Below are 26,888 nucleotides of genomic sequence, written 5' to 3'. Positions count from 1 at the left end.
TGCGGGCGAAAAGAACCGGATCCGGTCATCACGGACCCCGCCCGTCGTCACCGCGCCCCGCCCTCTGGGCCGTGGCCGCACTCGTCCTCCTGCTGGTCCTGGCGCTGTCGTCCCTGCTCATCGGCACCGGATCGAGTTCCCCGCACGACGCGTGGGACTACCTCGTCGGCGACAGCGCCGCCCGCGCCGACGCCCGGCTGCGGCTGGCCGTCGTCGGCGTACGCCTGCCGCGCACCATCGCCGCCGTGCTCGTCGGCGCGTGTCTCGGCACGGCCGGGTGCCTGCTCCAGGCCGCGACCCGCAACCCCCTGGCCGAGACCGGCCTGCTCGGCGTCAACTCCGGCGCCGCCTTCGCCGTCGTCCTCGGCCTGACCTTCTTCGGCGCGTCATCGTCGGCCGCGCTGCTGGTGTGGGCCCTGACCGGCGGGATGGCCGCGAGCGGGGTGGTCCTCCTGCTCGCCGCGTCGGGCCGCGCGGCCGGGTCGCCGCTGCGGCTGGTCCTCGCGGGCTCCGCGCTCGGCGCCACCTTCCACGGCCTCACCTCCTACGTCCTGCTCGGCACGCAGTCGACCTTCGACACGTACCGCTACTGGACGATCGGCTCGCTCGCCGGGGTGCGGACCGCCGAGCTGGTGCCGCTCCTGCCGCCGGCCGGGGTGGGCCTGCTCGCCGCGCTGTGCTGCGCCCGGCCGCTGTCGGCGCTCGGCCTCGGCGACGACGGCGCCCGCTCGCTCGGCCACCACCCCGGCCGGGTCCGGCTGGCCGTCGCCGCGACCGTGTCGCTGCTCGCCGGCTGCGCCGTCGCCGTCGCCGGGCCGATCGCCTTTCTCGGGCTGCTCGCCCCGTACGCCGCGCGGGCGCTGACCGGGGCGCGGATGGCCGCACAGCTCGTCCTGTCCGCGCTGATCGCGGCCGACGTCATGATCCTGGCCGACGTGCTCGCCCGGATCGTCATCCGGCCCTGGGAGACCCCGGTCAGCGTGCTGCTCGCCTTCGTCGGCGGCCCGCTGCTCGTCTGGATCGCCCGCTCGTCGCGGCTGTCGACCGCGGGAGCCTCGGCATGACGGACGTCACCCCGCCCGACAGCACGCCCCTGCGCACGGGGACCCTCTCGTGGCTCTTCCCCCGGCGCAGCGCGCTCGCCGCGGCGTTCCTCGTGCCCCTCGTCGTCGTCCTCGCCGTCGTCGCGGTGACGGCGAGCTCGACCGGCATGAGCCTGCCGCAGACCGTCTCGGGCCTGCTGCGCACGGGCGACCCCGGGAGCATCATGATCGTCTGGGACCTCCGGCTGCCGCGCGTCTTCGCCGGTCTCATGGTGGGCGCCGCCCTGGGCGTCTCGGGCTGCCTCACCCAGACCCTCGCCGGCAACCGGCTGGCCACTCCCGACCTCGTCGGCGTCAACGAGGGCGCCACCGCCGCCGTCGTCGCCTCCGCGGCCGGCTCGGCGACCGGCATGGTCGGCGACTGGTGGCTCGGCCCGCTCGGCGCCGTCGCCGCCGCGGCGCTGGTCGTGCTGTGCGCGGGCGGGGCCGGCGCGGCCGGCTACCGCCTCCTCGTCGTCGGCATCGGCGTCTCCACGTTCATCGGCGCCGTCGGCGACCTCGTCATGTCCCGCCAGAACGACAACACCGCGGGCGGCGTGTTCCTGTGGGCCGTCGGCAGCCTGAACGGGCGCGACTGGAGCGTCGGCGGGCCGCTGCTGGTCGCCCTGCTGTTCCTCCTCCCGCTCTCGCTCGCGGCCGGGCACCGCCTCCAGCTCCTGCGGTTCGACGACGACATGGCGGCCTCCCTCGGCGTCGACCTGCGACGGGTGCGCGCCGCGGCCCTCGCGCTCGCGGTCGCCCTCGCCGGACTCGCCGTCGGCGTCGGCGGGCCGATCGCCTTCGTCGCCCTCGCCGCGCCGATCCTCGCCCAACGGCTCGCCGGGCCCACGCGCGTCCCGGTGACCGGCTCCGCCCTGACCGGCGCCGCGCTCATCACCGCCGCCGACGCGCTGGCCCGGGTCGTCGCCCCCGTCGAACTGCCGGTGGGCGTCGTCACGAGCGTCCTCGGCGGGCCGTTCCTCCTCTGGGTTCTCTTCCGTTCGCACCGGACCACCGAAAAGGCATGACCTCCCTCATGACACCTGGCCTGCGAGTGCGCTCGCTCCACGCCGGCTACCCCGGCCGCCCCGTCGTCAAGGACGTCGACCTGACCGTCCCCGCCGGGCAGGTCGCCGCCATCGTCGGCCCCAACGGCTGCGGGAAGTCGACCCTGCTGCGCACCGTCGCCCGCCTGCACCGACCCGACTCCGGCACCGTCCACGCGGCCGGGGACGACGTCTGGCGGCTCAGCCGGCGGCAGGCCGCCCACCGCATCGCCCTGCTGCCACAGTCGCCGCGCGCCCCCGAGGCCGTGACGGTGGCCGGCCTCGTCCGCTACGGCCGCCATCCCCACCAGGGCCTGCTGCGCCAGTGGTCGCGCGAGGACGAAACGGCGGTGCGCGACGCGCTGGCGGCCACCGGCACCACCGAGCTGGCCGGCGAACGCCTCGACCGGCTCTCCGGCGGGCAGCGGCAGCGCTGCTGGCTCGCGATGGTGCTCGCCCAGCACACGCCCGTCGTCCTGCTCGACGAGCCCACCAGCGCACTCGACCTCGGCCACGTCGTCGACGTCCTCGAACTGGTCCGCGGGGTCGCGGCCGCGGGCCGCACCGTCGTCATGGTCCAGCACGACCTGGCCGCCGCCGCGCGCTACGCCGACACCGTCGTCGCCATGAAGGACGGCCGGATCGTCGCGACCGGCGCGCCCCGCGACACCGTCGACGAGGGGCTGGTGAAGGAGCTCTACTCCGTGGAGGCCGACATCCTGCGCGCGCCCGGAGACGGCTCGCCGGTCGTGGTGCCGCGGGCGCGGCCATGCTGACGGACGCGCTGACGGATCCCGTGTCCGGTGCCGACGCGCATCGGCGGTCCGCCGAGCTGTGATCTTCGTCTCCTCGCCGCGCTGCCCCGCGGTGCGGGTCCGCGTGGGATTCACCGGAGAAACCGCACGCCCGTGGTGCACACTGTGCGTATGGTGACTACGCGCCCGCTGGCGGTGGCAACGCGCTCGGCGGTGCTCGTCGCCGTCGTCGTCGCGCTGGCCGCTCTCCGCGTCCCACGCCCGCCGACGTTGTGCCTGCTCCGGCAGGTGACGGGGATCCCGTGCCCGATGTGCGGGTTCACCACGGCCGGGGTCCATCTCGGGCACGCCGACCTCGTCGGGGCGGCCGGGGCTTCTCCGCTGGCGGTCGCCGTCTGCGTCGGGTTTGTTCTCGTTCCCTTCACCCGGCGTTCCCGGCTCGCGACATTTTGGCGTGAGCTACCGAATCGATGGCGACAGTTGCTCCCTGTATTCGCTATTGTCGCGGTCCTTGCTTTCGCGGAGATCTGGCAGCTCCAGCGCTTCGGCATTCTCTAACGGGAGGAAATATGGGATACCCGCCTCAGCCGCCGCCCCCTGGTTATGGCGGCGCGGGCTACCCGCAGCAGCAGCCCGAGTCCAGCACGCCACAGGTCCTGTCGATCATCGGCATCGTGTGCTGGTTCTGCTGCTCGCCGGCGGCGATCGTCCTCGGGCTCGTCGCCCAGAGCCAGTTCCGCGGCCAGGGGAGGCCGGACACGATCGCCAAGGTGGCGTGGATCGGCGGCATCGTCGCGTTGGCGCTCGGCATCCTGGGCACGCTCGCCCGGCTCGCGGCCAACGGCAGCTGACGACGTACCGAAGCCGGGCCGGGATCGTCCCCCGGCCCGGCTTCGTCGTGCCAGGGGGCGGGCCGCCCGCTCCGTACGGTGAGCGTGCGGGTCGCTCCGTCGGGGAGGCGGCCCGCGTCGTGCTCGGAAGGCCCTCCGGAGCCATGACGAACCGTCGCTGACGGACCGTTCGTGCCGACGTGGCAGCCTGGGGATCCGGTCGCGCCGCGATCGGCGCGCCGTCGTACGGAGGGAGAGCCGTGGAGATCATCGTTGTCGGCGCGGGCATCGTCGGGGCCAGCACCGCCTACCACCTGAGCACGGCCGGAGCCCGGGTGACGCTGGTCGACCGGGCGGACGAGGGACAGGCGACGGCGGCCGGGGCCGGCATCGTCTGTCCGTGGTTGTCCCGGGGGACGGACCCGGCGCGATACCGGCTCGCGAGCGTGGGCGCGCGCTACTACCCGGAGCTGATCGGCCGGCTGAACGCGGACGGCTGGTCCGACACCGGGTACGCCCGTACCGGAGCACTGGCCGTGGCCGGCTCGGCCGAGCGGGTACGGGAGAGCGCCGAGCGGGCCCGGAGCCGCCGAGCCGGCACACCGGAGGTCGGCGAGGTCACGGTACTCGACCCCGGTGAGGCGAAACGCCTGTTCCCGCCGTTGCGCGAGGACTGGCCGGCGGTCCACGTCACCGGCGCGGCCCGCGTGGACGGCGGGCGACTGCGCGACACGCTGCTGGCCGCCGCCGAACGGCACGGGACGGTGCGCCGCAGCGGCTCCGCGCGCGTCACGCTGACCGAGGACGGCCGGTGGACGGTACGGGTCGGCGGGGACGCCGTCGCGGCCGACGCGGTGGTCCTGGCGGCGGGCGCCTGGTCCGCCGACGCCCTGGCGTCGCCCGCGGCGTCCCTGCCCGTGGTCCCGCAGCGCGGACAGATCGTGCACCTGCGGCTGCCCGGCGCCGACACCGGCGGATGGCCGATCGTGCTGCCCGAGAGCGATCACTACATGCTGGCCTTCGACGACTCACGGATCGTGGTCGGGGCGACGCGTGAGAGCGGCGCGGGGTTCGACCACCGGGTGACCGCCGCGGGACTGCGCGAGGTGCTGGACGAGGCCATCTCCGTCGCGCCCGGGCTGGCGGACGCCACGGTCGCCGACATCCGCGTCGGCTTCCGCCCGGCGAGTCTGGACGAACGCCCGCTCCTCGGCGCGGTCGCGGGAGCCTCCGGTCTCGTCGTGGCGACCGGCTTCGGCCCGAGCGGCCTGACGATGGGCCCGTACGCCGGCGCGGCAGCGGCCGAACTCGCACTCGGCCGTACGCCGGAGCTCGACCTGAGCCCGTACGACCCGTCGCGCGCCGTCGAGGGCCACGGCTGAATTTCACGCTCGGCCGTACGCCGGAGTTCGAGCGCCGGGGTGGTCACGGCTTCTTGGGCCCCTTCTTGGGCTTCTTCTGCCCGCCCTTGCCGTGCGACGCCGGTTTGTGGGCGCCGGCGGGCTTCGCGGTGGGGGCGGTGTCCTCCGGTCGGCCGACGGTGCGGGTGGAGCGCTGCCCGACGGGCTCGCGAGAGATCGCCGCGACGTCCGCCGCGGTCGGCGTGCGGTGCGCCTGCCGTACGGGGGCGCCACCACCGGCCGGCGTCCCCGGCTGCACCGCGCCCGGCAGGATCCAGGCGCCGGCGGCGACGGCGGCCACCGACGCCGCGCAGGCCGCGGCCAGCATTCTCGGCCTCCGGCGGGTGCCGCTGATCGGCGTCAGGTTCGTCGCGGTGTCGTCGGCCAGGTCGGCGGTCGCGAGAGGGTCGGCCGGATCCAGCCGGGCGAGCAGTTGCCCGGCGGTGGGCCGGTCGTCGGGATCCTTGGCGAGCGCGGCGGACACCAGCGACCGTACGGACGGGTCGAGGTCGCCCAGATCGGGCTGCTCGAAGAGGGCACGGCCGGCCATCTCCACGGCGTCGCCCTCGCCGAAGGGGTTCCGCGCGGTGCCCGCGTAGGCGATGAGACATCCCCAGCAGAAGACGTCGGAGGCGGGCGAGGCCGGCCGGCGGGAGAGGCGCTCGGGTGCGATCCAGCCGACGCTCCCGACGACCTTGCCGGTCTCGGTGGGCCCGCCGGCGGCGGAGACGCTCTGCGCGATGCCGAAGTCGATGACGCGGGGGCCGGTCCGCGCCATCAGGACGTTCGCCGGCTTCAGATCGCGGTGGACCAGGCCCGCCCGGTGGATCGCGGCCAGGGCGCGCAGGACACCCGTGGCGAGCGCGCGCAGCCGCTCCGGCGGCAGCGCGCCGTCCCGTTGGACGATCTCCTTCAGCGAGGGGCCCTCGATGTACTCGGTGACGATGTAGGGCGGGGTCTGCTCGGTGCCGTCCGCCAGCGGGCGGGCCGTGCAGTGGGAGGGCACCCGGATCAGGGACGCCACCTCCTCCCGGAACCGGGTGCGCGCCTCCTGCTCGCCGACTCTCCCCGTGTGCGCGACCTTGACCGCCGCCAGGCCGCCGTTCGCGTCGCGGCCGAGGTACACCACGCCCATGCCACCGGCGCCCAGCCGCCCGATCAGCGTGTGCCCTCCGACCGCGTCCGGATCCCCGGGTGCCAGCGGGAGTACGCCTTCCGGCAGGACCTCACTCCCGCCCCCGGCCGGTACCGGTGTTCCGTCCATCCGCGTCCCTCCTTTGGGAAGGTTCGAGTTCCCCCGTCGGAGTGTCCTAATCGTGATCAAAGGTGCGATCTGCCGCTTTTCACGGATGAATCGGCCCCGCCGTGGCCGGTCGGCCGCCCTGGCCGGGGACGCGAAGGGAACGCGGGGACCGCGCCCGGCGCCGGTGGTCCGCCTATCGTGGGGATCGTGGGTGACGTGCTGGTCGGCACGGCGTCATGGACCGACGAGACACTGCTGACGTCGGGGTGGTATCCGCCCGGGGCCCGTACGCCGGCCGAGCGCCTGCGCTACTACGCGAGCCGGTTTCCGATCGTGGAGGTCGACTCGACCTACTACGCGCTGCCGGGCGAACGCACCACGCGGCTGTGGGCGCGGCGGACGCCGGACGGCTTCATGTTCGACGTCAAGGCGTTCTCGCTGCTCACCTGCCACCCCACCCGCGCGGCGATGTTCCCCAAGGACCTGCGCGCGGCGCTGCCGCCCAAGGACGGGAACCTCTACCTGCGCGACATCGGTCCCGAGGTCGTCGAGCAGGTCTGGCGGCGCTTCGTGACCGCGCTGACGCCGCTCCGCGAGGCGGGAAGGTTCGGGGCGGTGCTGTTCTCCTTCCCCCGCTGGTTCCCTATCGGCCGGCACAACAAGGACTACGTCGTGGAGTGCGCGCGGCGTTGCGAGCCGCTGCCGATCGCGGTGGAGTTCCGCAACCACACCTGGATGAGTGAGGAGAACCGGGAGGAGACGCTCGGGTTCCTCCGCTCGCACGCCATCGCGTACGTGTGCGTCGACATGCCCCAGGGGCGTCCCTGGTCCGTCCCGCCCGTGGCGGCCGCCACCGCCGGCCTGGCGGAGGTCCGGTTCCACGGCCGCGGCCGGTGGCCCGGCGATGACCGGTACGAGCGCTACGGATACCTGTACTCCGGCCGGGAGCTGGGGGAGTGGGCGCCGCGCATCCGCGACCTCGCCCGGGAGACGTCGAGCACTCACGTGATCATGAAGAACGCCTACCGCGACTACGCCCCGCGCAGCGCACGCCGGCTCATCGAACTGCTGGAGGCGATGCCGGACTGCCCGGTCCGCTCTCCGGGCGTGCCAGAGGCGACGGTGGGCGGCGCGGACCAGGCCGGACTCTGAGGGCCGCCGGCGGAGATGGGCGACGGTGGCCCGCGCCGAGCGGCCGGTGTGAGCGTGTGCGGGCCGCCCCGTCGAGGAGGCGGCCCGCGCCGCGATCCGTGCCGTGCTCGGAAGGCCGCCCCGGAGCCACGGCGGACCGTCACCGACGGACGGTCACAAGACCTTCGTGCCGACCAGGCACCGGGCCACGACGCCTCCGGTCGGGATGGTCTCGGCCCCCAGGGCGGAACAGACGGGAGAACTCCCGCTGAGGCCCGAGACGCCGTCGTCGGAGCCGTCCCCGTCGCCCGTCATCTGCACGGATGCGATCGCCCGGCCGGACTGCGTGAGCGGAACGGCCGCGGCGAAGGCGGGCGCGGCGAATCCGATTGTCATGGTCGCCAGCGTGGTGCCGGCCAGGACCATTGTCTTGAGCCCCATATCTCCCCTTAGGTGTTAGTAGGTGCAGGCCAGTGCCTTGCTACCGGCATCGCCACGCGTTTCGCTGATTACCCGCGGATCCGGCCTTCGCCCGGGTTGTGAAGGGGTTTTGGGGAAGATCTAGGCTCGCTTCACGCCCGATGCGCCACTTCCCGCGCCATTCCGGCCTCACGCCCGACCGAGGCGAACCGCGCGAAAGCGGAATCGCCCGAATATTTCGCCGTTCCCCCGGTCCACCCACGCGGCACCGGCCCCGAACGCGATGGGACACCGGCCCCCGTCGCCGGATCGCGGCGAGGGACGGGATCCCGGTAACTTTGCCGGTCATGAACCGGATCGCACGCTATGGAAAGCTGGTCGCCCAGGAGGGCCGCGGGGCGGAGCTCGCGGAGCTGCTCCTGACGGCCGCCGCTGGTCTGGAAGATCAGCCCGGTTGTGAGCTGTACCTGGTCAACCGGCAGGCGGACGCGCCCGACACCATCTGGGTGACCGAGCTGTGGCGCGACAAGGACGCGCTGGACGCCGTACTCGAGGCGATCAAGGGCAGTCCCGAGACGGCCGCCGCGATGAAGCTCGTCGCGGCGGCGGAGATGATCGAACTGGATCTGCTCGGCGGCAAGGGGCCGATCCCCCGCGCCGGCGGATCCACCTGAGGCCCGCGAAGACCACCCACGTACGGGGCCGATGGAAGACCGTCATCCGGCTTTGAGGCGACGGGGCCGGTCCGTCAGTCGCCGTCCGGCGGGGCGATGATCCGCCACGCCTTCGGGACGACGCGCCAGGTGCGCCGCGTGTACGGCCCGGACACCTCGCCGTCGCTGTTGACGAGGAACTCCTCGCCGCTGACGGTCGCGTTCGTCGCCGCGGTGTACACGACATCGTCGTGATGCCTGTGCGCGCCGCTGCGCAGGCCAAGGGCGTACCGGATCCGGGCCAGCGGGCCGGTGGCGGCCGACACCACCAGTTCGACCCGGCCGTCACCGGGCGAGGCGTCCGGGGCGAGCAGCGCGCTGCCGCCGGCGATGCCCGGTGCGTTGCTCAGCCCCACCATGAGCAGCTTGTCCTCGGCGACGATCTCGCCGTCGGCCTCGACCGTGAGCCGCCAGCCCATCGAGCGCGTGCCCGCCAGGACGGCGCCCACGGGGAACGCCGCGGACTTGAGCCAGGGCTTGAACCGCGCGGCGAACGTCGCCGCGACGGCGCCCACGCCGACGTGGACGGCGTTGAGCACCACGCCGCCCTCGTCGTCGGCGAGGAGGTCGAGATCGCGGGTGCGGCCCTCGCGGATCACGCGCGCCGCCTCGTCCGGGTCCAGGGGGATGCGGAGGTTGCGGGCGAGGTCGTTGCCGGTGCCGAGCGGAAGCAGGCCCACCGTCCGCCGGTCCAGCTCGCCCCGTGCGTACAGCGTGGCGACGAGCCGGTGGATCGACCCGTCGCCGCCGGCCGCGACGACGGTCTCGTCGCCGGGCTCCTGCCGGTCGAGCGCCCGTTCGAGCTCATCGGCCGAGGCGCACTCGCAGAGGGTGACGGGCTCCTCGCCTCCGGCACGCAGACGCTCGCGCACACGCTCCAGCGTCCCGGAGTCGAAGCGCCCGGCACCGCCGTGCGTGATGATCAGCATCTGTTCCTCCCGTTCCGCGAACATCCCGTACGGGACGGAACACCCGTTTCCGGCCCTCGCCCCTTTCTGCCTCCGAGCAGGCGTCCTAATCCTCAGGCGCGCGTGAGCGCCTCGGCCGGCGGGGTGCGCAGGGCGCGGCGGGTGGGCACCTCCATGGTGAGGAAGGCGATCCCGGCCACGACGGCCGCGATCGCGGGGAACAGCCACAGCGGCCCGGCCGGCCACGGGCGGTGCAGGAAGCCGGTGGCCAGGAGCACGAGCGGTACGACGGACAGCAGCAGGCCGGTACCGAGGGCGACGACACAGATCAGCGCCGCCTCCCGGCGCATCATCGAGCGGATCTGCCCGGGCGTCGCGCCGATCAGCTGGAGCGCGGCGATCTCGTGGCGCCGCTGGACGGTGCTCGCGACGAGCTTGTTGGCGATGCCGAGGAGGAGGTAGCCGAGCAGCACCGCGAGGATCGCGATGTTGATCCACAGCTCCGGCGGCACCCCGTACGCGCCGTCCGGCGCGCCGTAGGCCCGGCCGAGCGCCAGCCCCGGACGCGAGGAGGCGAGGGCGGCCAGGCCGCGCCCGGCCGCGTCCGAGCCGTCGGTACGGATCAGCAGGCTCTGGTCGAGTCCCGTGGTGGTGTGCCCGGTGGCGAGGTCACGCGAGATCGCCACCGGGCCGAACCCGAGGCCGCGCGAGTAGATCGCCACGACGCGGGCCTCGACCGGGGCACCGTCCCCGAGGACCAGGCTCACCGTGCCGCCCACCGACACCTTCCGCAGCCTGGCGGCGTCGGCGTCCACGGCGACCGTCGCACCGGTGAGGTCCGCCAGGTCGCCGGACCGTACGCCGAGGTCGAGGACCGAGGACGCGGCCGGGGTCAGGATCGGCGCGGAGTGGGAGTCGGCCTCGTCGTCGCCGAACATCGTGTAGGTCCAGATGACCGTGGTCGTGGTGACCGGGGCGGTGGCCCGTACGCCGGGCGTGGCCCGTACGGCGGCGGCCAGGTCGTCGGGCAGGCCGCCCAGCCCGGGGGCGGTCATCGTGTACTGGGCCCTGGTGGCGGACTCGACGTCGTCGGACGTCGCCTTGAGCAGCGTCGTCTGGGTCAGGGCGTAGGTCAGCGTGAACACCACCGCCATGGCGAGCGTGGTGACGGCGCCCGCGACGCGCAGGGTGTACCCGCGGCTGTTCGCCACGGCCAGGCAGGTCGGCGCGGACACCCGGGCGGGCAGCCTCCGCGCGAGGGCCCCGCTGATCCGGCCGACCACCACGGGACCGGCGAGTCCGAGGCCGATCGTCGCGAGGATGCCGGCGAGGGCGGTCACGGCGGCGCCCTCCTGCGTCCGCGTCAGCAGGGGAGCGACCGACAGGACGGCGGCGCCGCCCATCAGCAGGAACCCGGCGAAGGCGCGGCGCGTGGAGGGAGTACGGGGTTCGCTGCGGGACTCGGCGACCGCCTCGGTGGCCGCCATCCGTGACGTGCGCAGCGCCGCGCACCAGGCCGAGACCCGTACGACGAGGAGCAGCAGGAGGGCGGCGGCGATCGCGGGGAGAGGGCTGTAGGTCAGCGGCAGCGAGGAGGGGAGCATGCCGGCGAAGACCAGCAGCCATCCGAGCCGGTCGGCCAGCAGGTATCCGAGGGGGATGCCGGGGACCAGGGCGGCGCCCGAGACGGCGACGGCCTGCGCGGCGGCGAGACGGCGGACCTGCTTGGGAGTCGCGCCGACGGCGCGCAGCAGGGCGAGGTCCCGACGCTGGGCGCCGATCGAGACGGCCAGCGAGCCGCCCACGATGAACCCGGCGACGAGCAGCGTCACCCCGGCGAGCGAACCGGCCAGCAGGGGCAGGACGCTGCGCCCGGCCATCGCGTCGGGGGACTCGACGTCACCCCGCGCCGCCCCGGTGGACACGACCAGCCCGGCCGGACCCGCGACGGCACGGGTCCGCTCCGCGACGGAGTCGCGGGCGCCGGGGGCGGTCCGCAGCGCGACCAGGTCGACCCGGCCCCGCCCGCCCAGGTTCGCCGCGGTGGCGTCGGTGAAGAAGACCCCGCCGCCGGCGGCGCCGATCACGGCCGAGACCCGGTACGTCGCGCGGCGGCCGGCCGCGACCACGGTCACCTGGCCGCCCGGCGCCACGCCCGCGGCGGCCGCGGTACGCGTGTCCAGGGCGACGTCGCCGGGACCGGCCGGGGCCGCGCCGGACACTCGGGGATGGTCCAGCAGCGCGGTCGAGGACCACCCGTGCCCGGCGACGGCCGGGTCGCCGGTGTCCCCGGCGGGCAGGACCGCGCCATGCCGGTCGAGGACGGCGGCCGGGAAGCTCACGTCGCCGACCGCCGCCGTCACGCCGGGCAGCCGCGCCAGCCGCGCGGTCAGCTCACGCGGCACGCGGGCGCGCTCGGGCAGCCCGATGGCCAGGCCGCCCTTCGGGTGGTACGTCTGGGCGGCCGACACGACGACGTCGGCCCGGGCGAGCCGTTCGACCGGGGCGTGCGAGCGGAAACCCGACTCGGCCAGCACACCGATGCCGGTGACGAACGCGGCGCCGCCCAGGGCGGCGCAGGCGACCGCCAGCAGCGCGGCGATCCGGTGGCGGGCCATGCGCAACGCCAGGTGCAGCATCGCTTACTCCGATTCCAGGGTGGTGATGCGGTGCGCCAGCTCGGTGGCGGTGGGCCGGTCCAGCGTTTCGCGCAGGCGCCCGTCCGCCATGACGAGGACCTGGTCGGCGCGGGCGGCGGCGGCCGGGTCGTGGGTCACCATCACGACGGTCTGACCGAGGCCCGACACCAGGTCCCGCAGCAGGCCGAGCACCTCGCGCGCGGTCTTCAGGTCCAGCGCGCCGGTCGGCTCGTCGCCGAACACGACCGCGGGCCGGGTCACCAGCGCGCGGGCGATCGCGGCGCGCTGCTGCTGTCCGCCGGACAGCTCGGCCGGCCGGTGGCCGAGCCGGCCGCTCAGCCCGACCCGCTCGACCAGCAGGCGCACCCAGTCGTGGTCGGGCGCCCGGCCCGCCAGCCGCAGCGGCAGCGTGATGTTGTCCGCGACGCTGAGCGAGGGCACCAGGTTGTAGGACTGGAACACGAACCCGACGCGCTCGCGGCGCAGCTCGGTGCGCCGCGTCTCGTTCAGCCCGTCGATGGTCACGCCGTCGATGGAGACGCTCCCGCCCGTCGGGGTGTCCAGGCCGGCGGCGCAGTGCATCAGCGTGCTCTTGCCCGACCCGGACGGGCCCATGATCGCGACGAACGCGCCGCGCTCCACGGTGACGGACACGCCGTCGAGGGCGCGCACGCCGCCCGGGTACACCTTGGTGACGTCCCGCAGCGCCACGGCCGGGGCCTGGCGGGCGGTGGGGGCGGGCCCGTACTCGGCCGCGGTCCTCATTTGCGCCGCTGCCGGTAGTGCTGGACGATCAGCGCGGTGCCGCAGGCCAGGGTGGCCACGCCGAACGCCACGCCGACGAACACGTTGAGGCCCGCGGTCGAGGTCACCATGTTGCCGGCCGCGCTGATCACCAGCAGCAGCCACAGCACCGGCCGTACGATCCCGCTCCGGTGACTCGCGGAGCCGGGCGGCACCTCCTGTGCCTCGGTGATGCGGTACGGATCGGTCACGGCGTGCTCCTCGCTTGTGTCTTCCTTCGAGAGTTGCTGCGAGCCACAACGCTAGGAGCGGCGATCCGCCGGGACGATCCAGCGAGCGGGCCGATGCGCGGTACAGGAGGCTGTACCGGTACAGCCTGCTGTACTCCTTTTCCGGGAATCTGACAGGGATCGACCCGGTGCCCTAAAGTCACTCGCCGAAGGAGGCACCGATGCCGGCGAACCAGCCAGAGACGGCCGCCCCGGCACGGACCGGCCGGCGCGGCGTGAGGACGCGCGTCCGTGACCTCGTCGACGCGCTCGAACATCTCGTCGGTGGTTTCGGCACCGCCCTGCTGGCGTTCGCGGCGCTGCTGTGGCTGACCGTCGTCGCGCTGGGGTGCCTCGCCGGCCTGGGCCGGCTGCTGGCGCCCAGCGCGCCGCGGGTCGTCCGCTCCATCGCCGACCGGGAGCGCGCCCGGCTCTCCCGGTGGGGGCCCGAGATCATCGGTCCGGCGGCGCCTCCGCCCACCCACCTGCGCGCCGCCCTCGGCGACCCGGACGGCCGGCGAGAAGTGCGCTGGCTGTTCGTCCACGGCACGCTCGGGCTGCTCCTCAGCATCACCGGGGTGGCGCTTCTGGTGTACACCGTGCAGGACATCACTTTCGTGCTGTGGTGGCGGTGGCTGCCGACCGACGAGCCCAACACACCGACCGTGGTGTCCTGGACCGTGCAGGACGACTCCGGCGCCCTGGTGGTCGCGCTCATCGGCGTGGCGCTGGGCGTCCTCTTCGTGGTCTTCGGGCCCGGCATGGTGCGGCTGCAGGCGTGGCCGGGGAGGCGGCTCCTGGCGCCGTCCGGCGAGGTCGACCTGTCGCTGCGGGTCGCGCAGCTGTCGGCGACCCGCGCGGCGGCGCTCGACGCCCACGCCACGGAGCTGCGGCGGATCGAACGCTCGCTGCACGACGGTACGCAGAACCGGCTCGTCGCGGTCACCGTGCTGCTGGGCGCGAGCCGCCGGGCCCTCGCCCGTGACCCCTCGAGCGCGGACGAGATGCTCGAACGCGCGCAGCAGGCCGCCGAACAGGCACTCGCCGAACTCCGCACGGTCGTCCGCGGCATCCTGCCGCCCGTGCTCGCCGACCGCGGGCTCGCCGGCGCGCTGGCCGGGCTCGCGGCCGACTCCGGCGTCGAGTGCGAGGTCGACGTCGACGTGCCCGGCCGGTGCGCCGCCTCCGTCGAGGCGACCACCTACTTCGTGGTCGCCGAGGCACTCACCAACATCGCCAAGCACAGCCGGGCCCACCACGCCACCGTGACCGTACGCCGGCGGGGACAGGACCTCTCCCTGCGGATCCAGGACGACGGCATCGGCGGCGCGGACGAACACGAGGGCTCCGGCATCACCGGCATACGCCGCCGGGTCGAGGCGCACGACGGCCGCCTCGCCCTGACCAGCCCTCCCGGCGGCCCGACAACCCTCCAGGTGGAACTGCCATGCGGATTGTGATCGCCGAAGACGACCCCCTTCTGCGCGAGGGGCTGGCACTGCTCCTGCGTGCCGAGTCGCTCGACGTGGTCGCGACGACGGAGAATCCGGACTCGTTCCTCGAAGCCGTCGACACGCACGCACCCGACGTCGCCATCGTCGACGTGCGGATGCCACCGACCCACACCGACGAGGGCATCAAGGCGGCCGTCGAAGCCCGGCACCGCCGGCCCGACCTGGCCGTGCTGGTGCTGTCGGCGTACGTGGAGCAGGCATTCGCCACCGACCTGCTCGCCGGCGGCGCGGTCCGCCTGGGCTACCTGCTGAAGGAACGGGTCGGCCGGGTGGAGCAGTTCCTCGACGCACTGCACCGCGTGGCCGGCGGAGGCACGGCCATCGACCCGGAGGTCGTCGCCCAGCTTCTCACCCGCACCCGCCCGGACACCGCGCTCGAACGCCTCACCGCCCGCGAGCGCGACGTACTCGCCCTGATGGCCGAGGGCCTGGGCAACACGGCGATCGCCGAACGCCTGTTCGTCACCGAGGGCGCGGTCCACAAGCACATCCGCAGCATCTTCGCCAAACTCGACCTGGCCCCGACCGACCGCGCCGACCGGCGCGTCACCGCGGTCCTGCGCTACCTGGAGAACACCCAGCGCCGCCCCTGAACGACGCTCGGCCCACGAGTTTCGCGATCGCGTGCGGCGGGCGGCACTAGCCTGATGATCGATTCTTGGATTCTGTTCGGGGTGGGGGAGCGCTCGTGAAGCCATTGCGGCCCGAGGACCCGCGTCAGATCGGTTCTTACCTGCTGCGGGGCCGGCTCGGGGCGGGCGGGATGGGCGAGGTGTACCTCGGCCGTTCGCCCGGGGGCCGGGACGTGGTGGTGAAGCTGATCCGGTCCGAGTACGCCGGCGAGCCGAAGTACCGGAGGCGGTTCGCTCGTGAGGTGAACGCGGCGCAGCGGGTCGGCGGGTTCCACACCGCGCAGGTCGTGGAGGCCGATCCCGAGGCCGATCCGCCGTGGATGGTGACCGAGTACATCCCGGGGCCGTCGCTGCTGGAGCTGGTCCGGGCCGAGGGCCCCCTTTCCGTCGACGCGGTGCTCGCGCTGGCGGCCCAGCTGAGCGAGGGCCTGGCCGCCATCCACGCCTGCGGGCTGGTGCACCGCGATCTCAAACCCGGCAACGTGGTGATGGCCGACTCCGGGCCCCGGATCATCGACTTCGGCATCGCCCGGGCGGCCGACGCCAGTGTGCTCACCGAGGACGGCGCGGTCGTGGGCACGTACGCGTTCATGTCGCCCGAGCAGGTCCACGCGCGGCAGGTCGGGCCCGCCAGCGACGTGTTCTCCCTGGGCGGGGTGCTCGTCTTCGCGGCCACCGGGCACAGCCCCTTCGCCGCCGACACTCTCGCGGCGATCGTCTACCGGATCGGCGCCGCCGAACCCGAACTCGACGGCATCGGCGGTGAACTCCGCGGCCTGCTCACCGCCTGCCTGGCCAAGAACCCCGAGGCTCGGCCGACCGCCACCGAACTGCTGGCCTGGCTCGGCGGCTCGGTCCCCGACCGCCCGTTCCCCAGCTCCACCACGGTGACCGAGCCCGGCCCGGGAACGACGCGGGTCACGACGGAAGACGGCGGCAAGGCGCCGGGCACCATCCGCCGCCGGTTCGTCATCGGCGGCCTCGCCGCCGTGGCGGCCGCGGTGGCGACGGGCGTCCCGGCCGCGGTCATCGCCTCGCAGCGGGACGAGCGGCGCGACCCCCCGGCCGCCGCGCCGGCGAGCGCCGCCGCCTCCTTCACCGGCTCGCTCACCGGCCACGGCGCCGTCGTCTCCTCCGTCGCGTTCGCCCCGGACGGCAGGTCCCTGGCCAGCGGCGGAGCCGACGGCACCATCCTGCTGTGGGACACGGCCACCGGCGGGAAGATCCGCACGTTCACCGGTCACACCTACCCGGTGGTCGCGATGGCCTTCAGCGGCGACGGCAGGACGATGACCAGTGGCGCCGAGGTGGTCCGCGTGTGGGACGTCGCCACGGCCAGGCAGACCCGGATGATCTCCACGCAGACCCGCACCGGGTTCGACACTCCGATCGGCTCGATGGCGGTGAGCCCGGACGGCCGCACTCTGGCCACCGACGGCGCCGAGGGCCACGTCCTGTTGTGGGATCTGGCCGGCGGCAAGGTCACCCGTACGCTCCCCGGCGGCTCCGCGGCCAACGCGGTGGCGTTCGGTCCCCGCGGCGGCACCCTCGTCGGCGGCGGCGAGAACATCGCGCTGTGGGACGTCTCCACCGGCGGACGCGTCCGCACTTTCGGCGGCCTGCGCGGAGCGGCGACGTCGATCGCGCTCAGCCCCGACGGCAGGACGCTGGCCGCCGGCGGCGCCTCCAGCGCCACGCTGCTGTGGGACGTGGCCACCGGCAGGAGGGTCCGCACCCTCACGGGCCAGGGCGACTCGACCGGTCCGATCGCCATCAGCCCCGACGGCAGGACCCTGGCCAACACCGTGGGCCATGAGGCCAGAGGCAGTGAGGTCATAGCGCTGTGGGACCTGACCACCGGCGAGATCCTCCGCACTCTCGCCGGCCACACCGGTGCGGTCACCTCGGTGGCCTTCAGCCCCGACGGTAAGGCCCTGGCCAGCGCCAGTGAAGACAGGACGGCACGCCTGTGGAGGCTCACTTAGAACAGGCCCCCTCGGCCGGGCGGGCCCTCAGCCGATGATCTCCTCGCGGTAGATCCGCAGACGGATGTCGCGCGCCGTGGTCATGTGCCGGCCGGCCAGCTCCGCGGCCTTCTCCCGGTCGCCATCGCCGACGGCCGCGATGATCTCCTCGTGCTCCCGCAGCGCCTCCTCCCACCGGCCGGCGCTGGCCAGGGTCGTTGCCGGGTAGCGCGTGAGGTGGTTGTTGAGCCGGGTCAGCAGGTCGACGATGGTGCCGTTGTGTCCCGCCGCCCAGATGGCCTCGTGGACGGCGCGGTTCGCCAGCGCCATCGCCACCGGGTCGTCGGTCGGCGTCGCGGCCATGGCGTCCTGGGCGGCGCGGATGCGGATCAGGTCCAGCTCGGTGTGGCGCTCGGCCGCGGCGCCGGCCGCCGTGGCCTCCAGCGCGATCCGGGCCTCGTAGATCTCCAGGATCTCCTCCGGGCTGCGTCCGCGCACGCGCATGCCGCGGTCGCCGCGTTCGACCAGGCCGTCCTGTTCGAGACGCCGCAGCGCCTCCCGCACGGGAGTACGGGAGGTGCCGTAACGATCGGCGAGTGCGACCTCGGGCAGAGCGGCGCCCGCGTCGAACACCCCGGCCACGATCTCGGCCCGCAACCGCTCGTAGACATCCGCCTGCAATGACCCTCACCTTTCGCATACACCCGTATGCAGTCAGGCTATCCGGGCGGCGATCCCGTCGAGGCCCGATACGGCCGGGAACCGGTCGAGCACCTGCGGGTCGTGGCCCGGAACGATGAGCTCCTCCGCGCCGGCCAGCGCACGCATCGCGTCGAACGCCTCGTACATCGACGGCAGGTGGTTGACCACGGCGTACGGCCGGTCGCGCCCGATGTTCTCGTAGAAGTGCGATCCGTCCGCGGCCAGCACGACGTGCCCCGCCTCGGTGGCCACGCGCAGGACCTGCAGGCCGGGGGTGTGCCCGCCGAGCCGGTGCGCGGTCACCCCCGGCGCCACCTCGTGCACGCCGTCGACCAGCCGCACCCGGCCGGTGAGGTTCTGCTCGACGAGGTAGGCGATGTCCCCGGGTTCGGCCAGGTGAGCGTGCTCACCCCGGGACGCGTGCCGGGACGTCCAGAACGCCAGCTCGCGTTCCTGCAGCACGATCCGCGCCCCCGGGAAGTCGCGGAGATGCCCGGTGTGGTCGTAGTGCAGGTGGCTGAGCACGACGTGCGGGATCGTGCCCGGGTCGACGCCCAGCGCCCGGACGGTGTCCATCGGGGACCGCAGGTACTCGCGGTTCCCCCGGCGGGCCGCGGTGTCCGGCGTGAACCCGGCGTCGAACAGCACCGCCTCGTCTCCGGACACCGCCAGCCACACGTAGTACGAGATCGGAAACCTGTCCAGGGCGCACGGATCGTGCCCGTAGAAGTGCTCGCCGCGTACCGACGCGTCGCGATGGGCGAACCGGATGGCGTAGACCTGCCAGGTCATCGGGCACCCGCCGCGTGGTGCCCGGCCAGCCGCCCGAACACCGCGCCCGAGGTGAGCCCGCTGCCGCCGGGGTAGTTGCCGGAGAACAGCCCGCCGACCATCTCCCCCGCGGCGTACAGGCCCTCGATCGGGCGGCCGTCGCCGTCGAGGACGTTCGCCGACTCGTCGATGTGCAGCCCGCCGAAGGTGAAGGTGATGCCACAGCCCACCGAATAACCGTAGTACGGCGGGGTGTCGAGCGCCTGCGCCCAGTTGGACTTGGGCGGCTCGACGTGCGCGGCGCGGCCGTCCTTCACCGCCGGGTCGAACGGCACGTCGACGATGGACTCGTTGAACTCGCGGACGGTCCGCGCCAGGCCCGCCGGGTCGATGCCGAGCTCGGCGGCCAGTTCGTCCAGGCTGCCGGCCTCCGCCCCGGTGATCGGGGTCGAGTCGTACTCCTCAGCGCGCAGCAGCGGCCGGGTCTTGGCGTCGAAGAGCTGGAACGCGCGGCCGCCCGGCTGCTTGAGGATCTCCCGGCCGTACTTGGCGTAGGTGTAGTTGCGGTAGTCGGCGCCCTCGTCCAGGAACCGCCGGCCGTCCCGGTTGACGACGATGCCGATCGGGTAGCTCTGCCGCGTCAGCTGGTTGGTCAGCACCCGATCGCCCCCGGCCGGATCCGCGCCAGCGTCCCAGGCGGTGCTGTGGCAGGAGGTCCAGTCGCCGTACGGCGCGGCGCCGGCCTCCAGCGCCAGCCGCAGGAGGTCACCGGTGTTGGTCGGGCAGCCGCGGACGTAGGCGTGCCGCCACTCCTCGCCCATGTGCCGCGCCCGCATGTCCGGGTCCGCCTCGAACCCGCCGGCCGCCAGCACGATCGCGTCCGCGGTCACCGTGTGCCGCGTGCCGTCGGCGTCGCGGTAGGCCACGCCGCGTTCGGCGCCCAGATCGAGCCGGTCCACGTGCGCGCCGTACCGGATCCGCACGCCCTCCCTGCGGGCGGCCTCGGTGTGCTGGCCGATCAGGCCCTTCCCGCCGTCGACCGAGCCGATGTACAGGCCGCCGAAGAAGACCCACTTGCCGTGCGAGACATAGGACTGCCGTTCGTACATCAGGCGCCACCGGAGCCCCTTGCCCGCCAGCCAGCGCAGGGTCTCCGCGGACCGGGTCACGAGCAGCTTGGTCAGCACGGGATCGCAGCGCCCGTCGGTGACGCGCTCCATGTCGTGCTCGAAGGCGCTGGCGGGATAGGCCGGGACGACCGTCTCGGCCATCCGGCCGGTCGTGGCCGGGTCGAGCAGGTCGGCCAGGTCCGCGATGTCGTCGAACGCGACGCGGAAGGCTCCCGCCGTGTAGAAGGAGTTCCCACCGGCCTCCTCGGCCGGCGCCTTCTCCAGCAGCAGGACCCGCGCCCCCCGCTCGGAGGCCGCGTGCGCCGCGCTGAACCCGGCGTTCCCGCCCCCGACCACGATCACGTCGAAATCGTTCGGGAGCCCTCCTTCGTCGGGGGAGTGACCGGACACGCGTGTTTTTTTGGTTCGCTCGCTACGCTCGCTCACGATTTTTCCCCTGATTCCTGCTTCGTCTCGTTCATCGGGCGGCCGGTCCACTGCTCCCACAGCGTCGCGATCGCGGCGTAGTCCAGCCGTCCGAGTCCCTGGGCCACACCGAGTTCGTAGACCGTGTGCGCGCCCTGCACGGCGAACAGCGGTACGCCGGTCTGCTGCGCCATCGCCAGCGCGAGGGTGGAGTCCTTGCGGGCGGCCTCGGTGGGCATCCCGCCCTCGTAGTCCCCGCGCAGGATCCGCTCGGCGAACCGGTGGGTCAGCGGCCGGGTCAGCCCGGCGTCCGGGCCGGTGAGCAGCTCGACCAGTTCGGTGCCGGACACGCCGGTCGCCGACGCCAGCGCTCCGGCCTCGACCAGCACGACCATGACCGCGTGCGCCACCGCGTTGTTGATCACCTTGGCGGCCATGCCGCTGCCGGGCTCGCCGAAGCGCATGATCCGTTCCGACATCGCCCGCAGCACCGGCTCCGCCTTGCGCACCTCTGGCTCGCGCCCGCCGACCAGCAGCGTGGCCTTGCCGTTCGCCATCTGGGCGACGCCGGACAGGATCGCGGCGTCGACCAGGCCGATGCCGTGCTCGTCGCACCGGCGCACCTGCTCGTGGACGTCGGCGGGGTTGACCGTGCTCGTCTCGACGATCACGCTGCCGGGGCGCATGTCCGGCGCGAGCGTGCCGATGACCTCCAATGAGATCTTCGGCGTGGGCAGCGACAGCACGACGATGTCCGAGGAGGCCAGTCCGGCGAGATCGGCGGGCGTGACGTTCGGTGTTCCGGCCGCCCGCGCGACGCGTTCGGCGTCGACGTCGTAGGCCAGCACCGTGTCGTGGACGGCGAGGCGGCCGGCGATCGCGCCGCCCATGTTCCCCAATCCGCACAGCGAGATGGTCATCGGGTTCCTCTCGTCAGGTCGGCGTGCCGGGTCTCCGGTCCCATCAGCGCCCCGGCCAGCGCGAGCAGCCCGCCGAGCACCACGAGAGGGATCTGCGTGTACTTGTAGGGCAGCAGGGCGTCCAGCCAGAGGAGGAAGAAGCTGTAGCAGGAGGGGATCAGCACGGCGAAGGTGTAGCCCACGCCGAAGCCCGACGCGCGGACCTCGGGCGGGAAGCGTTCCGGCAGGTAGGCGCTGAGGATGCACCAGGGTGCGTTCGCGATGACGACGACCACTCCGGCGAGTACGAGCGTGCCGACGGCTCCACCGTCCGGGTCGGCGTTCGCGATCATCACGACGTACACGACGGGCACCACGGTGGCGGTGAGGGCGGCGAACAGGACCAGCACCGCCCGTCGCCCGATCCGCTCGGCGAGCCGGCCCACGCCGAGGTAGACGATCGCGAGCACGGCGAACATCGTCATCGTGCCGACGGTGACCGCGGTGCTCGGCAGCTTCAGCACCTTCGTCAACAGGCCGGGCATCATCGACACCGCCGTCTGCAGCGACAGCCACATGCCCGTCATCAGCAGGAAGATCTGCGCGAGGCTGCGGCGGTTCGGGCCTTTCGCCAGCAGCGCGCGCAGCGGCGACTCCTGCGACCCGGACGCGGCGGGCTCGTCGTCCTCCACCTGGCGGAAGTACAGCAGCACCGCCACCGACAGCAGCGCGCCGACGAAGAACGGCAGGCGCCAGCCCCAGCTCAGGTACGCCCCGGACGCGGTCGGCGCGACGAACAGCATGAGCGTGGTCAGCGCACTGATCGCGATGAACGCGAACGGATAGCCCAGCATGATCCGCGCCGAGACCTCGGCACGGCGGGTCTGGGGCGCGCGCTCCATCGCCAGGGGCACCGCGGCGGTGTACTCCCCGCCGAGGAACACCCCGTCGACGAACCGCAGCAGGATCAGCGCGACGATCGCGAACCATCCCCAGGACCCGTACCCGGGCAGGAGGCCGATCAGCAGCGTCACGACGCCGAAGCCGCCGATGGCGACGACGGTGGTGCGTTTCCGGCCGATCGAGTCGGCCAGGTGACCGAAGATCGCCGCGCCGACGGGCCGGCCGATCAGGGTCACGACGAAGGTGATGTAGTAGATCGTCGTGCTCGCGACCGTGCCGAGGTCCTTGGGCTGGAAGTAGGCCAGTGCGGGCGCGAGCGCGATCGTGGGCAGGTAGATGTCGTAGAAGTCGACGAAGTAGCCGAGGAAGGCGCCCACGGTGCTCCGCCTGCTCTCGGCGGACATGCGTTCGCGTGGGGGCGCGGTGGGGATGACGGCTTCGGTCATGGTCGTCTCCGGCGTGGTGCCTCAGGTGCGAATGGAGAAGGGGTCTCCGCTGGTCCCGGAAAGGTCGATCATCACGTTCTTGGTGGTCAGGTACTCGCTCAGCGCCTCGGCGCCGCGTTCCCGGCCGTAGCCGGACTTCTTGGTGCCGCCGAACGGAGCCTGCGCGGCGCTGGACCGGTAGGTGTTGACCCAGACGGTGCCCGCGACGATCCGTTTGGCGACCCGGTGTGCGCGGGTCAGGTCGTTGGTCCACACACCGGAGGCGAGGCCGAACTCGCTGTCGTTGGCGATGGCGACGGCCTCCTCCTCGTCGCTGAAGCGGATCGCGCTCAGCACGGGACCGAAGATCTCTTCACGTGCCAGCCCCGAGGCGTTGTCCACCTCGGCGAACACGGTCGGCCGGACGAACAGGCCGGCGCCCAGCTCCGGGTCGGCCAGGGGTTCCAGCCCGGTGAGGGCCACGGCGCCGCCCTCGGCGCCGTCCGTGATCGCCCGCCGGATCCGGTCGTACTGCGGGCGGTTGGCGACCGGGCCGAGCTGGGTGGGCTCGAGCATCGGGTCGCCGAGGCGGATCGCGCGGGCCCGTTCGGCCACCGCCGCGACCACCTTGTCGTAGACGGAGTCCTGCACGAGCAGCCGGCTGCCCGCGATGCACGTCTGCCCGCCCGCGGCGAAGATCCCGGCCACCGCCCCGATCACGGCGCGGTCGAGATCGGCGTCGGCGAAGACGATGTTGGGCGACTTCCCGCCGAGCTCCAGCGTCACGGGCACGAGGTTCTTCGCCGCCGCCGTCGCGATCGCCTGCCCGGTCGGCACGCTGCCGGTGAAGCTGATCCGGTCGAGCCCGGGATGTCCGGACAGGGCCTGTCCCGCCTCGGCGCCGCCCGTGACGATGTTGACCACGCCCGGCGGGAAGCCGGCCTCCTCGACCAGGTCCGCCATCGCCAGGGTGGTCAGCGACGCGTGCTCGGAGGGCTTGATCACCACGCAGTTGCCCGCCGCCAGCGCCGGGGCGAGCTTGTTGGCCAGCAGCTGCATGGGGGAGTTCCACGCGGTGATCAGCGCGGCGACGCCGATCGGCTCGGCCGTCGTGTAGTCCAGCGTCTCCGGCGAGTCGAGCGGGATCGTACGGCCGTACAGCTTGTCGGCGTAGCCGGCGAAGAACCGGTAGTTGCGGGCGGCGAACCGCGCCTGGTTGCTCGTCTCGCGCAGCAGCTTGCCGTTGTCGCTGGTCTCCAGCCGGGCGAACTCGCCGGCGCGCTCGACCAGCAGGTCGGCCAGGCGGTGCAGGAGCTCCGCGCGGCGCACGCCCGGCGTGGTGGACCATCCGCCGTCGAAGGCCGCGCGCGCGGCGGCCACCGCGTCGGCGACGTCCGCCGGTGAGGCGTCGGGAATGCGGGCGATCTCGGTGCCCCGGAACGGGTCGGTGGCGGGCAGGGTCCGCCCGGCCGACGCGGGCACCCGTTGCCCGCCGATGAGCATCAACTGGTTCATACGAGTCGCTCCGTGCGGTCGTCGATCAGGGAAAGGGCGTCCAGCAGGTGCGGGACGAACAGCGGAGGGTTCTCGGCGTGCGGGAAGTGGGCGAGCCGTGGCATCACCGTGAACGTGGCACCGGGGATCTTCTCCGCGGTGCGACGGGACATCTCCGCCGTGCACGAGTAGTCGTACTCGCCGGTCAGCATCACGACCGGGCAGCGGCCGGTGTCGATCCCGGCCACGCGGTCGGTGGCGTCCCAGTCCCCACTGTAGAAGTGGATGTCGCCGAAGAACGTGCCGTGTCCGCCCTGGCTGTAGCCCCACCAGACCTCCGCGCGGTACTCGGCGGGGCTGTGCGGAGCCATCAGTCCGTCGACCCATTCCGGTACGAACAGCGTCTGGTCGACGCGCGGGTCGCGGGCCCAGGACACCTGGCGGCCGGTCACCTTGTCGCTGGCCTCGCAGGCGACGACCCCGCCGAACCGCACCGGGTGACGAAGCGCCAGCTCCAGGCAGATCTCTCCGGCCATCGAGGCGCCGACCACCACCGGGCGGTGCAGACCCAGCGCGTCCGCCAACGCCACGACCGTCTCGGCATAGCGGTCCGTGGTGAGCGCGTACGAGCCCGGCGCCGCGCCGGGCGGCGGCGCCGAACGGCCGTGCCACGGCAGGTCGAAGGCGACCATGTGGCGGCTCGCGCGCAGCCGGTCGTCGTTCATCAGGTGCGTGAACTGGCGGGAGTCGGCGCCGGCGGTGTGCAGCAGGAGCACGTCCGGACCCGTGCCCGACTCCTCGTAGAAGATCCGGTGCGGCACGCCGCCCAGCCGTACGGTCGTGTAGCCGCCGGTGGTGTTGTGCGCCTCCGGCAGCGGACCGGCCGCCGGCTCCGGCTCGCCGGACGCCAGCGTCCGGCCGATCTCGAGCACCCGGCGTACGAGGTGCGCGTGCTGGGCGAAGACGAGCTCGTCGCCGCGGACCTCCGTACCGGGAACGCGCATGAGCATGCCGAAGAAGCTCTGGTACCAGGGCGGCGGGACGCGCTGGAAGAAACGCCCCCAGGCGGCCTCGGGCGCCCGCAGCTCGAAGGCCGGCGCGCCGGAACCCGCCCCGAAGACGAAATCGACCCCGCAGGCCGTGAAGGACACCTCCGCGGCGGAGGCGAGGGCCAGGCGCTCGTCCGCCGCGCAGGCCTCCCGCCAGAGCTTTCCATCGATCATGTCGTCTCCTCGCACACCGTTGTATCCCTGTGTATACAAGCGCATGCCATTCCAAGTCAACGCCAGGTTCCCGCCGCGAGGGATTTACCTATATTCCTAGTCGGAATTACCGACTAAGCTGCTGCGGTGACTCTTTCACCAGCTCGGGCGGGCGCCGGTCGTGGTCTCGTGCCGGCGGTCGCCATCGTCGGCGGGGGTGCGAGCGGCTCCCTGACCGCCGTGCACCTGCTGCGCCGCGCGACCACCTCCGGCGTGCCGCTTCGGGTCGCGCTGATCGACCGCGACGGGCGGCACGGCATGGGTCAGGCGTACGCGACCGCCGATCCCCGGCACCTCCTGAACGCCGGCGCCGCCGCGATGAGCGGCCTGGCGGACGACCCCGGCCACCTGCGCCGCTGGACCCGGCGCATCGGGCTGGAGCCGGCCGGGCCGGAGTCCGCCGGGCCGGCGTTCATCCCGCGAGGGGAGTACGGGCGCTATCTGCGGGAGTTGCTCGACGACGTGGCCGGCCGCGCGCTCCCGGGCGGGCGGCTCGCGCGGCTCACCGGCACCGTCACCGCGCTGACCCGGCCGGACCCGTACGGTCCGGTGCGCGTGCACCTGGCGAACGGCGGCCGGATCGACGCCGACGCCGTCGTGCTCGCCACCGGCGACCGCCCGCCCGCCGCGGGCCGGGCCACGGCGCCCGGCCGCCGTCACATCGCCGATCCGTGGGCGCCCGGCGCGCTCGCCCCCCTCCACGACGGAGCCCCGGTTCTCATCCTGGGCACCGGCCTGACCATGGTGGACGTGGCGATCAGCGTGCTGGGCGCGCATCCGGACACGGTCGTGTACGCGGTCTCGCGACACGGCCTGCTGCCGCGGCGGCACCGATGTACGCCGGCGCCTCCGGTGGAGGCGCCCATCCCCGAGGGTGAGCTACGGCTGTCCGGACTCCTGGCCGCCGTCCGCACCGCGGTCACGGCGGCCGGCGGCGACTGGCACGGCGTGGTCGACGCCCTGCGCCCCCGGGTCCCGTCGCTGTGGGCGCGTCTCAGCGTCGAGGACCGGCGTCGTTTCCTGACGCTGGTGGCCCGCTACTGGGAGGTCCACCGGCACCGCATCCCTCCCGCCACGGCCGACCGGATCGAGGGATTCCGCGCCGCCGGCCGTCTCCGGCTGCTGCGCGGGCGGCTGCTGTCCGCCGCGCCCGGCCCGGACGAGGTGACGGTCCGGCTGGCGGAGGACGGCGGCGAACGCGAACTGCGCGTCGGCTGGTTCGTGAACGGCACGGGTCCGGCCGCCGACGTCGGCGGCGACCCGCTCCTGCGCGGCCTCGTCGCCGCGGGGCTGGCACGCTTCGATCCGCTGCGGCTCGGCCTGGACGCCGACGAGACCGGCGCGGTCCTCGACGGCGCCGGCCGGCCGCACGAGCGGATCTTCGCTCTCGGCCCGCCGCTGCGCGGCCTGCGGTACGAGACCACGGCGATCCCGGAGATCCGGGCCCAGGCGGCGGCGCTCGCGCCACGCGTGCTTCACGCGGTCGCCTCCGCGCCGGTCCCGGCCCAGGCCGGCCCGGCCGCGCGGACACCGGCGGTCCACCGCGACGGCGCGCCTGCGACGGGCGCCCGGGCGCCGGCGACCTGACGACCGGTGGCGCGCCACGC

At 73.7% G+C, this 26,888-nt stretch carries 25 protein-coding genes; 12 read left to right on the top strand and 13 right to left on the bottom strand.

Annotated features, from left to right (window positions below; translation table 11 throughout):
* The first annotated feature begins 71 nt into the window (after window positions 1-71).
* From ABEA10_RS10940 to ABEA10_RS10915, 6 genes are all read left to right on the top strand, one after another.
* Window positions 72-1,064 carry a FecCD family ABC transporter permease gene (locus ABEA10_RS10940; RefSeq protein WP_345461171.1) on the top strand — a complete coding sequence of 331 codons (993 nt, stop codon included), beginning with the start codon at window positions 72-74 and terminating at the stop codon, window positions 1,062-1,064.
* A complete protein-coding gene (locus ABEA10_RS10935) occupies window positions 1,061-2,110 on the top strand; it encodes a FecCD family ABC transporter permease (protein WP_345461168.1) in 1,050 nt (349 codons plus the stop codon). The genes ABEA10_RS10940 and ABEA10_RS10935 overlap by 4 nt, the downstream gene beginning before the upstream one ends.
* On the top strand, window positions 2,107-2,904 hold the full coding sequence (locus ABEA10_RS10930) for an ABC transporter ATP-binding protein (protein WP_345461165.1): 798 nt from the start codon (window positions 2,107-2,109) through the stop codon (window positions 2,902-2,904). Before ABEA10_RS10935 ends, ABEA10_RS10930 begins: the two co-directional genes overlap by 4 nt.
* 150 nt (window positions 2,905-3,054) lie before the next feature.
* Complete coding sequence (locus ABEA10_RS10925; protein ID WP_345461162.1) at window positions 3,055-3,441, top strand: DUF2752 domain-containing protein; 387 nt, start codon at window positions 3,055-3,057, stop codon at window positions 3,439-3,441.
* 11 nt (window positions 3,442-3,452) lie between these two features.
* Complete coding sequence (locus ABEA10_RS10920) at window positions 3,453-3,734, top strand: DUF4190 domain-containing protein (RefSeq protein ID WP_345461159.1); 282 nt, start codon at window positions 3,453-3,455, stop codon at window positions 3,732-3,734.
* Window positions 3,735-3,973: 239 nt separating this feature from the next.
* Entirely contained in the window at window positions 3,974-5,095 is a 1,122-nt protein-coding gene (locus ABEA10_RS10915; protein ID WP_345461156.1) for an NAD(P)/FAD-dependent oxidoreductase, read from the top strand.
* A gap of 43 nt (window positions 5,096-5,138) precedes the next feature.
* Here ABEA10_RS10915 and ABEA10_RS10910 read toward each other — a convergent pair whose 3' ends face one another.
* The gene (locus tag ABEA10_RS10910) at window positions 5,139-6,377 is read right to left on the bottom strand and encodes a serine/threonine-protein kinase (protein WP_345461153.1); all 1,239 of its coding nucleotides are present in this window, start codon (window positions 6,375-6,377) and stop codon (window positions 5,139-5,141) included.
* Between the two features lie 186 nt (window positions 6,378-6,563).
* Here ABEA10_RS10910 and ABEA10_RS10905 point away from each other — a divergent pair, with 186 nt between their 5' ends.
* Window positions 6,564-7,508 (top strand): DUF72 domain-containing protein, encoded by a 945-nt coding sequence (locus ABEA10_RS10905; protein ID WP_345461150.1) that lies wholly within the window; start codon window positions 6,564-6,566, stop codon window positions 7,506-7,508.
* A gap of 153 nt (window positions 7,509-7,661) precedes the next feature.
* Here the strand turns inward: ABEA10_RS10905 and ABEA10_RS10900 are convergent, their stop codons facing one another.
* On the bottom strand, window positions 7,662-7,928 hold the full coding sequence (locus ABEA10_RS10900; RefSeq protein WP_345461147.1) for a hypothetical protein: 267 nt from the start codon (window positions 7,926-7,928) through the stop codon (window positions 7,662-7,664).
* A 326-nt stretch (window positions 7,929-8,254) separates the two neighbouring features.
* On the opposite strand from ABEA10_RS10900, the gene ABEA10_RS10895 reads away from it, so the two are divergent.
* A complete protein-coding gene (locus ABEA10_RS10895; protein ID WP_345461144.1) occupies window positions 8,255-8,581 on the top strand; it encodes a putative quinol monooxygenase in 327 nt (108 codons plus the stop codon).
* Window positions 8,582-8,655: 74 nt separating this feature from the next.
* Here ABEA10_RS10895 and ABEA10_RS10890 read toward each other — a convergent pair whose 3' ends face one another.
* From ABEA10_RS10890 to ABEA10_RS10875, 4 genes are all read right to left on the bottom strand, one after another.
* Window positions 8,656-9,549 carry a diacylglycerol/lipid kinase family protein gene (locus tag ABEA10_RS10890; RefSeq protein WP_345461141.1) on the bottom strand — a complete coding sequence of 298 codons (894 nt, stop codon included), beginning with the start codon at window positions 9,547-9,549 and terminating at the stop codon, window positions 8,656-8,658.
* 92 nt (window positions 9,550-9,641) lie between these two features.
* The gene (locus ABEA10_RS10885) at window positions 9,642-12,167 is read right to left on the bottom strand and encodes an FtsX-like permease family protein (protein ID WP_345461138.1); all 2,526 of its coding nucleotides are present in this window, start codon (window positions 12,165-12,167) and stop codon (window positions 9,642-9,644) included.
* 3 nt (window positions 12,168-12,170) lie between these two features.
* Window positions 12,171-12,932 carry an ABC transporter ATP-binding protein gene (locus tag ABEA10_RS10880; protein WP_345461135.1) on the bottom strand — a complete coding sequence of 254 codons (762 nt, stop codon included), beginning with the start codon at window positions 12,930-12,932 and terminating at the stop codon, window positions 12,171-12,173.
* On the bottom strand, window positions 12,929-13,162 hold the full coding sequence (locus ABEA10_RS10875; protein ID WP_345461132.1) for a hypothetical protein: 234 nt from the start codon (window positions 13,160-13,162) through the stop codon (window positions 12,929-12,931). The genes ABEA10_RS10880 and ABEA10_RS10875 overlap by 4 nt, the downstream gene beginning before the upstream one ends.
* A gap of 200 nt (window positions 13,163-13,362) precedes the next feature.
* On the opposite strand from ABEA10_RS10875, the gene ABEA10_RS10870 reads away from it, so the two are divergent.
* The 3 genes from ABEA10_RS10870 to ABEA10_RS10860 all read left to right on the top strand — a co-directional run bounded on the left by ABEA10_RS10870 (window position 13,363) and on the right by ABEA10_RS10860 (window position 17,311).
* Entirely contained in the window at window positions 13,363-14,640 is a 1,278-nt protein-coding gene (locus ABEA10_RS10870; protein ID WP_345461129.1) for a sensor histidine kinase, read from the top strand.
* The gene (locus tag ABEA10_RS10865) at window positions 14,628-15,287 is read left to right on the top strand and encodes a response regulator (RefSeq protein WP_345461126.1); all 660 of its coding nucleotides are present in this window, start codon (window positions 14,628-14,630) and stop codon (window positions 15,285-15,287) included. Before ABEA10_RS10870 ends, ABEA10_RS10865 begins: the two co-directional genes overlap by 13 nt.
* Window positions 15,288-15,382: 95 nt before the next feature.
* Window positions 15,383-17,311, top strand: coding sequence for a WD40 repeat domain-containing serine/threonine protein kinase (locus ABEA10_RS10860; RefSeq protein WP_345461123.1), 1,929 nt, complete (start codon window positions 15,383-15,385; stop codon window positions 17,309-17,311).
* Window positions 17,312-17,338: 27 nt separating this feature from the next.
* On the opposite strand, the gene ABEA10_RS10855 is transcribed toward ABEA10_RS10860, so the two are convergent.
* The 7 genes from ABEA10_RS10855 to ABEA10_RS10825 form a co-directional block, all read right to left on the bottom strand.
* Window positions 17,339-17,971, bottom strand: coding sequence for a GntR family transcriptional regulator (locus tag ABEA10_RS10855; protein ID WP_345461120.1), 633 nt, complete (start codon window positions 17,969-17,971; stop codon window positions 17,339-17,341).
* Window positions 17,972-18,004: 33 nt separating this feature from the next.
* On the bottom strand, window positions 18,005-18,784 hold the full coding sequence (locus ABEA10_RS10850; protein WP_345461117.1) for an N-acyl homoserine lactonase family protein: 780 nt from the start codon (window positions 18,782-18,784) through the stop codon (window positions 18,005-18,007).
* Window positions 18,781-20,235 (bottom strand): FAD-dependent tricarballylate dehydrogenase TcuA, encoded by a 1,455-nt coding sequence (gene tcuA, locus ABEA10_RS10845; RefSeq protein ID WP_345461114.1) that lies wholly within the window; start codon window positions 20,233-20,235, stop codon window positions 18,781-18,783. The genes ABEA10_RS10850 and tcuA overlap by 4 nt, the downstream gene beginning before the upstream one ends.
* Window positions 20,236-20,315: 80 nt before the next feature.
* The gene (locus ABEA10_RS10840; RefSeq protein ID WP_345461111.1) at window positions 20,316-21,218 is read right to left on the bottom strand and encodes an NAD(P)-dependent oxidoreductase; all 903 of its coding nucleotides are present in this window, start codon (window positions 21,216-21,218) and stop codon (window positions 20,316-20,318) included.
* Window positions 21,215-22,546 carry an MFS transporter gene (locus tag ABEA10_RS10835; protein WP_345461108.1) on the bottom strand — a complete coding sequence of 444 codons (1,332 nt, stop codon included), beginning with the start codon at window positions 22,544-22,546 and terminating at the stop codon, window positions 21,215-21,217. The genes ABEA10_RS10840 and ABEA10_RS10835 overlap by 4 nt, the downstream gene beginning before the upstream one ends.
* A 21-nt stretch (window positions 22,547-22,567) precedes the next feature.
* Window positions 22,568-24,040 (bottom strand): aldehyde dehydrogenase, encoded by a 1,473-nt coding sequence (locus tag ABEA10_RS10830; RefSeq protein WP_345461105.1) that lies wholly within the window; start codon window positions 24,038-24,040, stop codon window positions 22,568-22,570.
* Entirely contained in the window at window positions 24,037-25,242 is a 1,206-nt protein-coding gene (locus ABEA10_RS10825; protein ID WP_345461102.1) for an alpha/beta fold hydrolase, read from the bottom strand. The genes ABEA10_RS10830 and ABEA10_RS10825 overlap by 4 nt, the downstream gene beginning before the upstream one ends.
* A 126-nt stretch (window positions 25,243-25,368) precedes the next feature.
* On the opposite strand from ABEA10_RS10825, the gene ABEA10_RS10820 reads away from it, so the two are divergent.
* Window positions 25,369-26,868: an FAD/NAD(P)-binding protein gene (locus ABEA10_RS10820; protein ID WP_345461099.1), complete on the top strand. Its 1,500-nt coding sequence runs from the start codon at window positions 25,369-25,371 to the stop codon at window positions 26,866-26,868.
* Window positions 26,869-26,888 lie beyond the last annotated feature (20 nt).

Origin of the sequence: Actinoallomurus oryzae (genome assembly GCF_039541955.1) — a bacterium.
In the GTDB taxonomy this organism is placed as follows: Bacteria; Actinomycetota; Actinomycetes; order Streptosporangiales; family Streptosporangiaceae; genus Actinoallomurus; species Actinoallomurus oryzae.
Note: the sequence above shows the minus strand (reverse complement) of the source record. Positions and strands in the feature narration are given on the sequence as shown.

Bases quoted from the DNA above. Each gene is read 5' to 3' on its own strand.
- ABEA10_RS10935 (WP_345461168.1), top strand. From the start codon at position 1,061: ATGACGGACGTCACCCCGCCCGACAGCACGCCCCTGCGCACGGGGACC.
- ABEA10_RS10930 (WP_345461165.1), top strand. From the start codon at position 2,107: ATGACCTCCCTCATGACACCTGGCCTGCGAGTGCGCTCGCTCCACGCC.
- ABEA10_RS10925 (WP_345461162.1), top strand. From the start codon at position 3,055: ATGGTGACTACGCGCCCGCTGGCGGTGGCAACGCGCTCGGCGGTGCTC.
- ABEA10_RS10920 (WP_345461159.1), top strand. From the start codon at position 3,453: ATGGGATACCCGCCTCAGCCGCCGCCCCCTGGTTATGGCGGCGCGGGC.
- ABEA10_RS10910 (WP_345461153.1), bottom strand. From the start codon at position 6,377: ATGGACGGAACACCGGTACCGGCCGGGGGCGGGAGTGAGGTCCTGCCG.
- ABEA10_RS10900 (WP_345461147.1), bottom strand. From the start codon at position 7,928: ATGGGGCTCAAGACAATGGTCCTGGCCGGCACCACGCTGGCGACCATG.
- ABEA10_RS10895 (WP_345461144.1), top strand. From the start codon at position 8,255: ATGAACCGGATCGCACGCTATGGAAAGCTGGTCGCCCAGGAGGGCCGC.
- ABEA10_RS10890 (WP_345461141.1), bottom strand. From the start codon at position 9,549: ATGCTGATCATCACGCACGGCGGTGCCGGGCGCTTCGACTCCGGGACG.
- ABEA10_RS10885 (WP_345461138.1), bottom strand. From the start codon at position 12,167: ATGCTGCACCTGGCGTTGCGCATGGCCCGCCACCGGATCGCCGCGCTG.
- ABEA10_RS10880 (WP_345461135.1), bottom strand. From the start codon at position 12,932: ATGAGGACCGCGGCCGAGTACGGGCCCGCCCCCACCGCCCGCCAGGCC.
- ABEA10_RS10870 (WP_345461129.1), top strand. From the start codon at position 13,363: ATGCCGGCGAACCAGCCAGAGACGGCCGCCCCGGCACGGACCGGCCGG.
- ABEA10_RS10865 (WP_345461126.1), top strand. From the start codon at position 14,628: ATGCGGATTGTGATCGCCGAAGACGACCCCCTTCTGCGCGAGGGGCTG.
- ABEA10_RS10850 (WP_345461117.1), bottom strand. From the start codon at position 18,784: ATGACCTGGCAGGTCTACGCCATCCGGTTCGCCCATCGCGACGCGTCG.
- ABEA10_RS10840 (WP_345461111.1), bottom strand. From the start codon at position 21,218: ATGACCATCTCGCTGTGCGGATTGGGGAACATGGGCGGCGCGATCGCC.
- ABEA10_RS10835 (WP_345461108.1), bottom strand. From the start codon at position 22,546: ATGACCGAAGCCGTCATCCCCACCGCGCCCCCACGCGAACGCATGTCC.
- ABEA10_RS10830 (WP_345461105.1), bottom strand. From the start codon at position 24,040: ATGAACCAGTTGATGCTCATCGGCGGGCAACGGGTGCCCGCGTCGGCC.
- ABEA10_RS10825 (WP_345461102.1), bottom strand. From the start codon at position 25,242: ATGATCGATGGAAAGCTCTGGCGGGAGGCCTGCGCGGCGGACGAGCGC.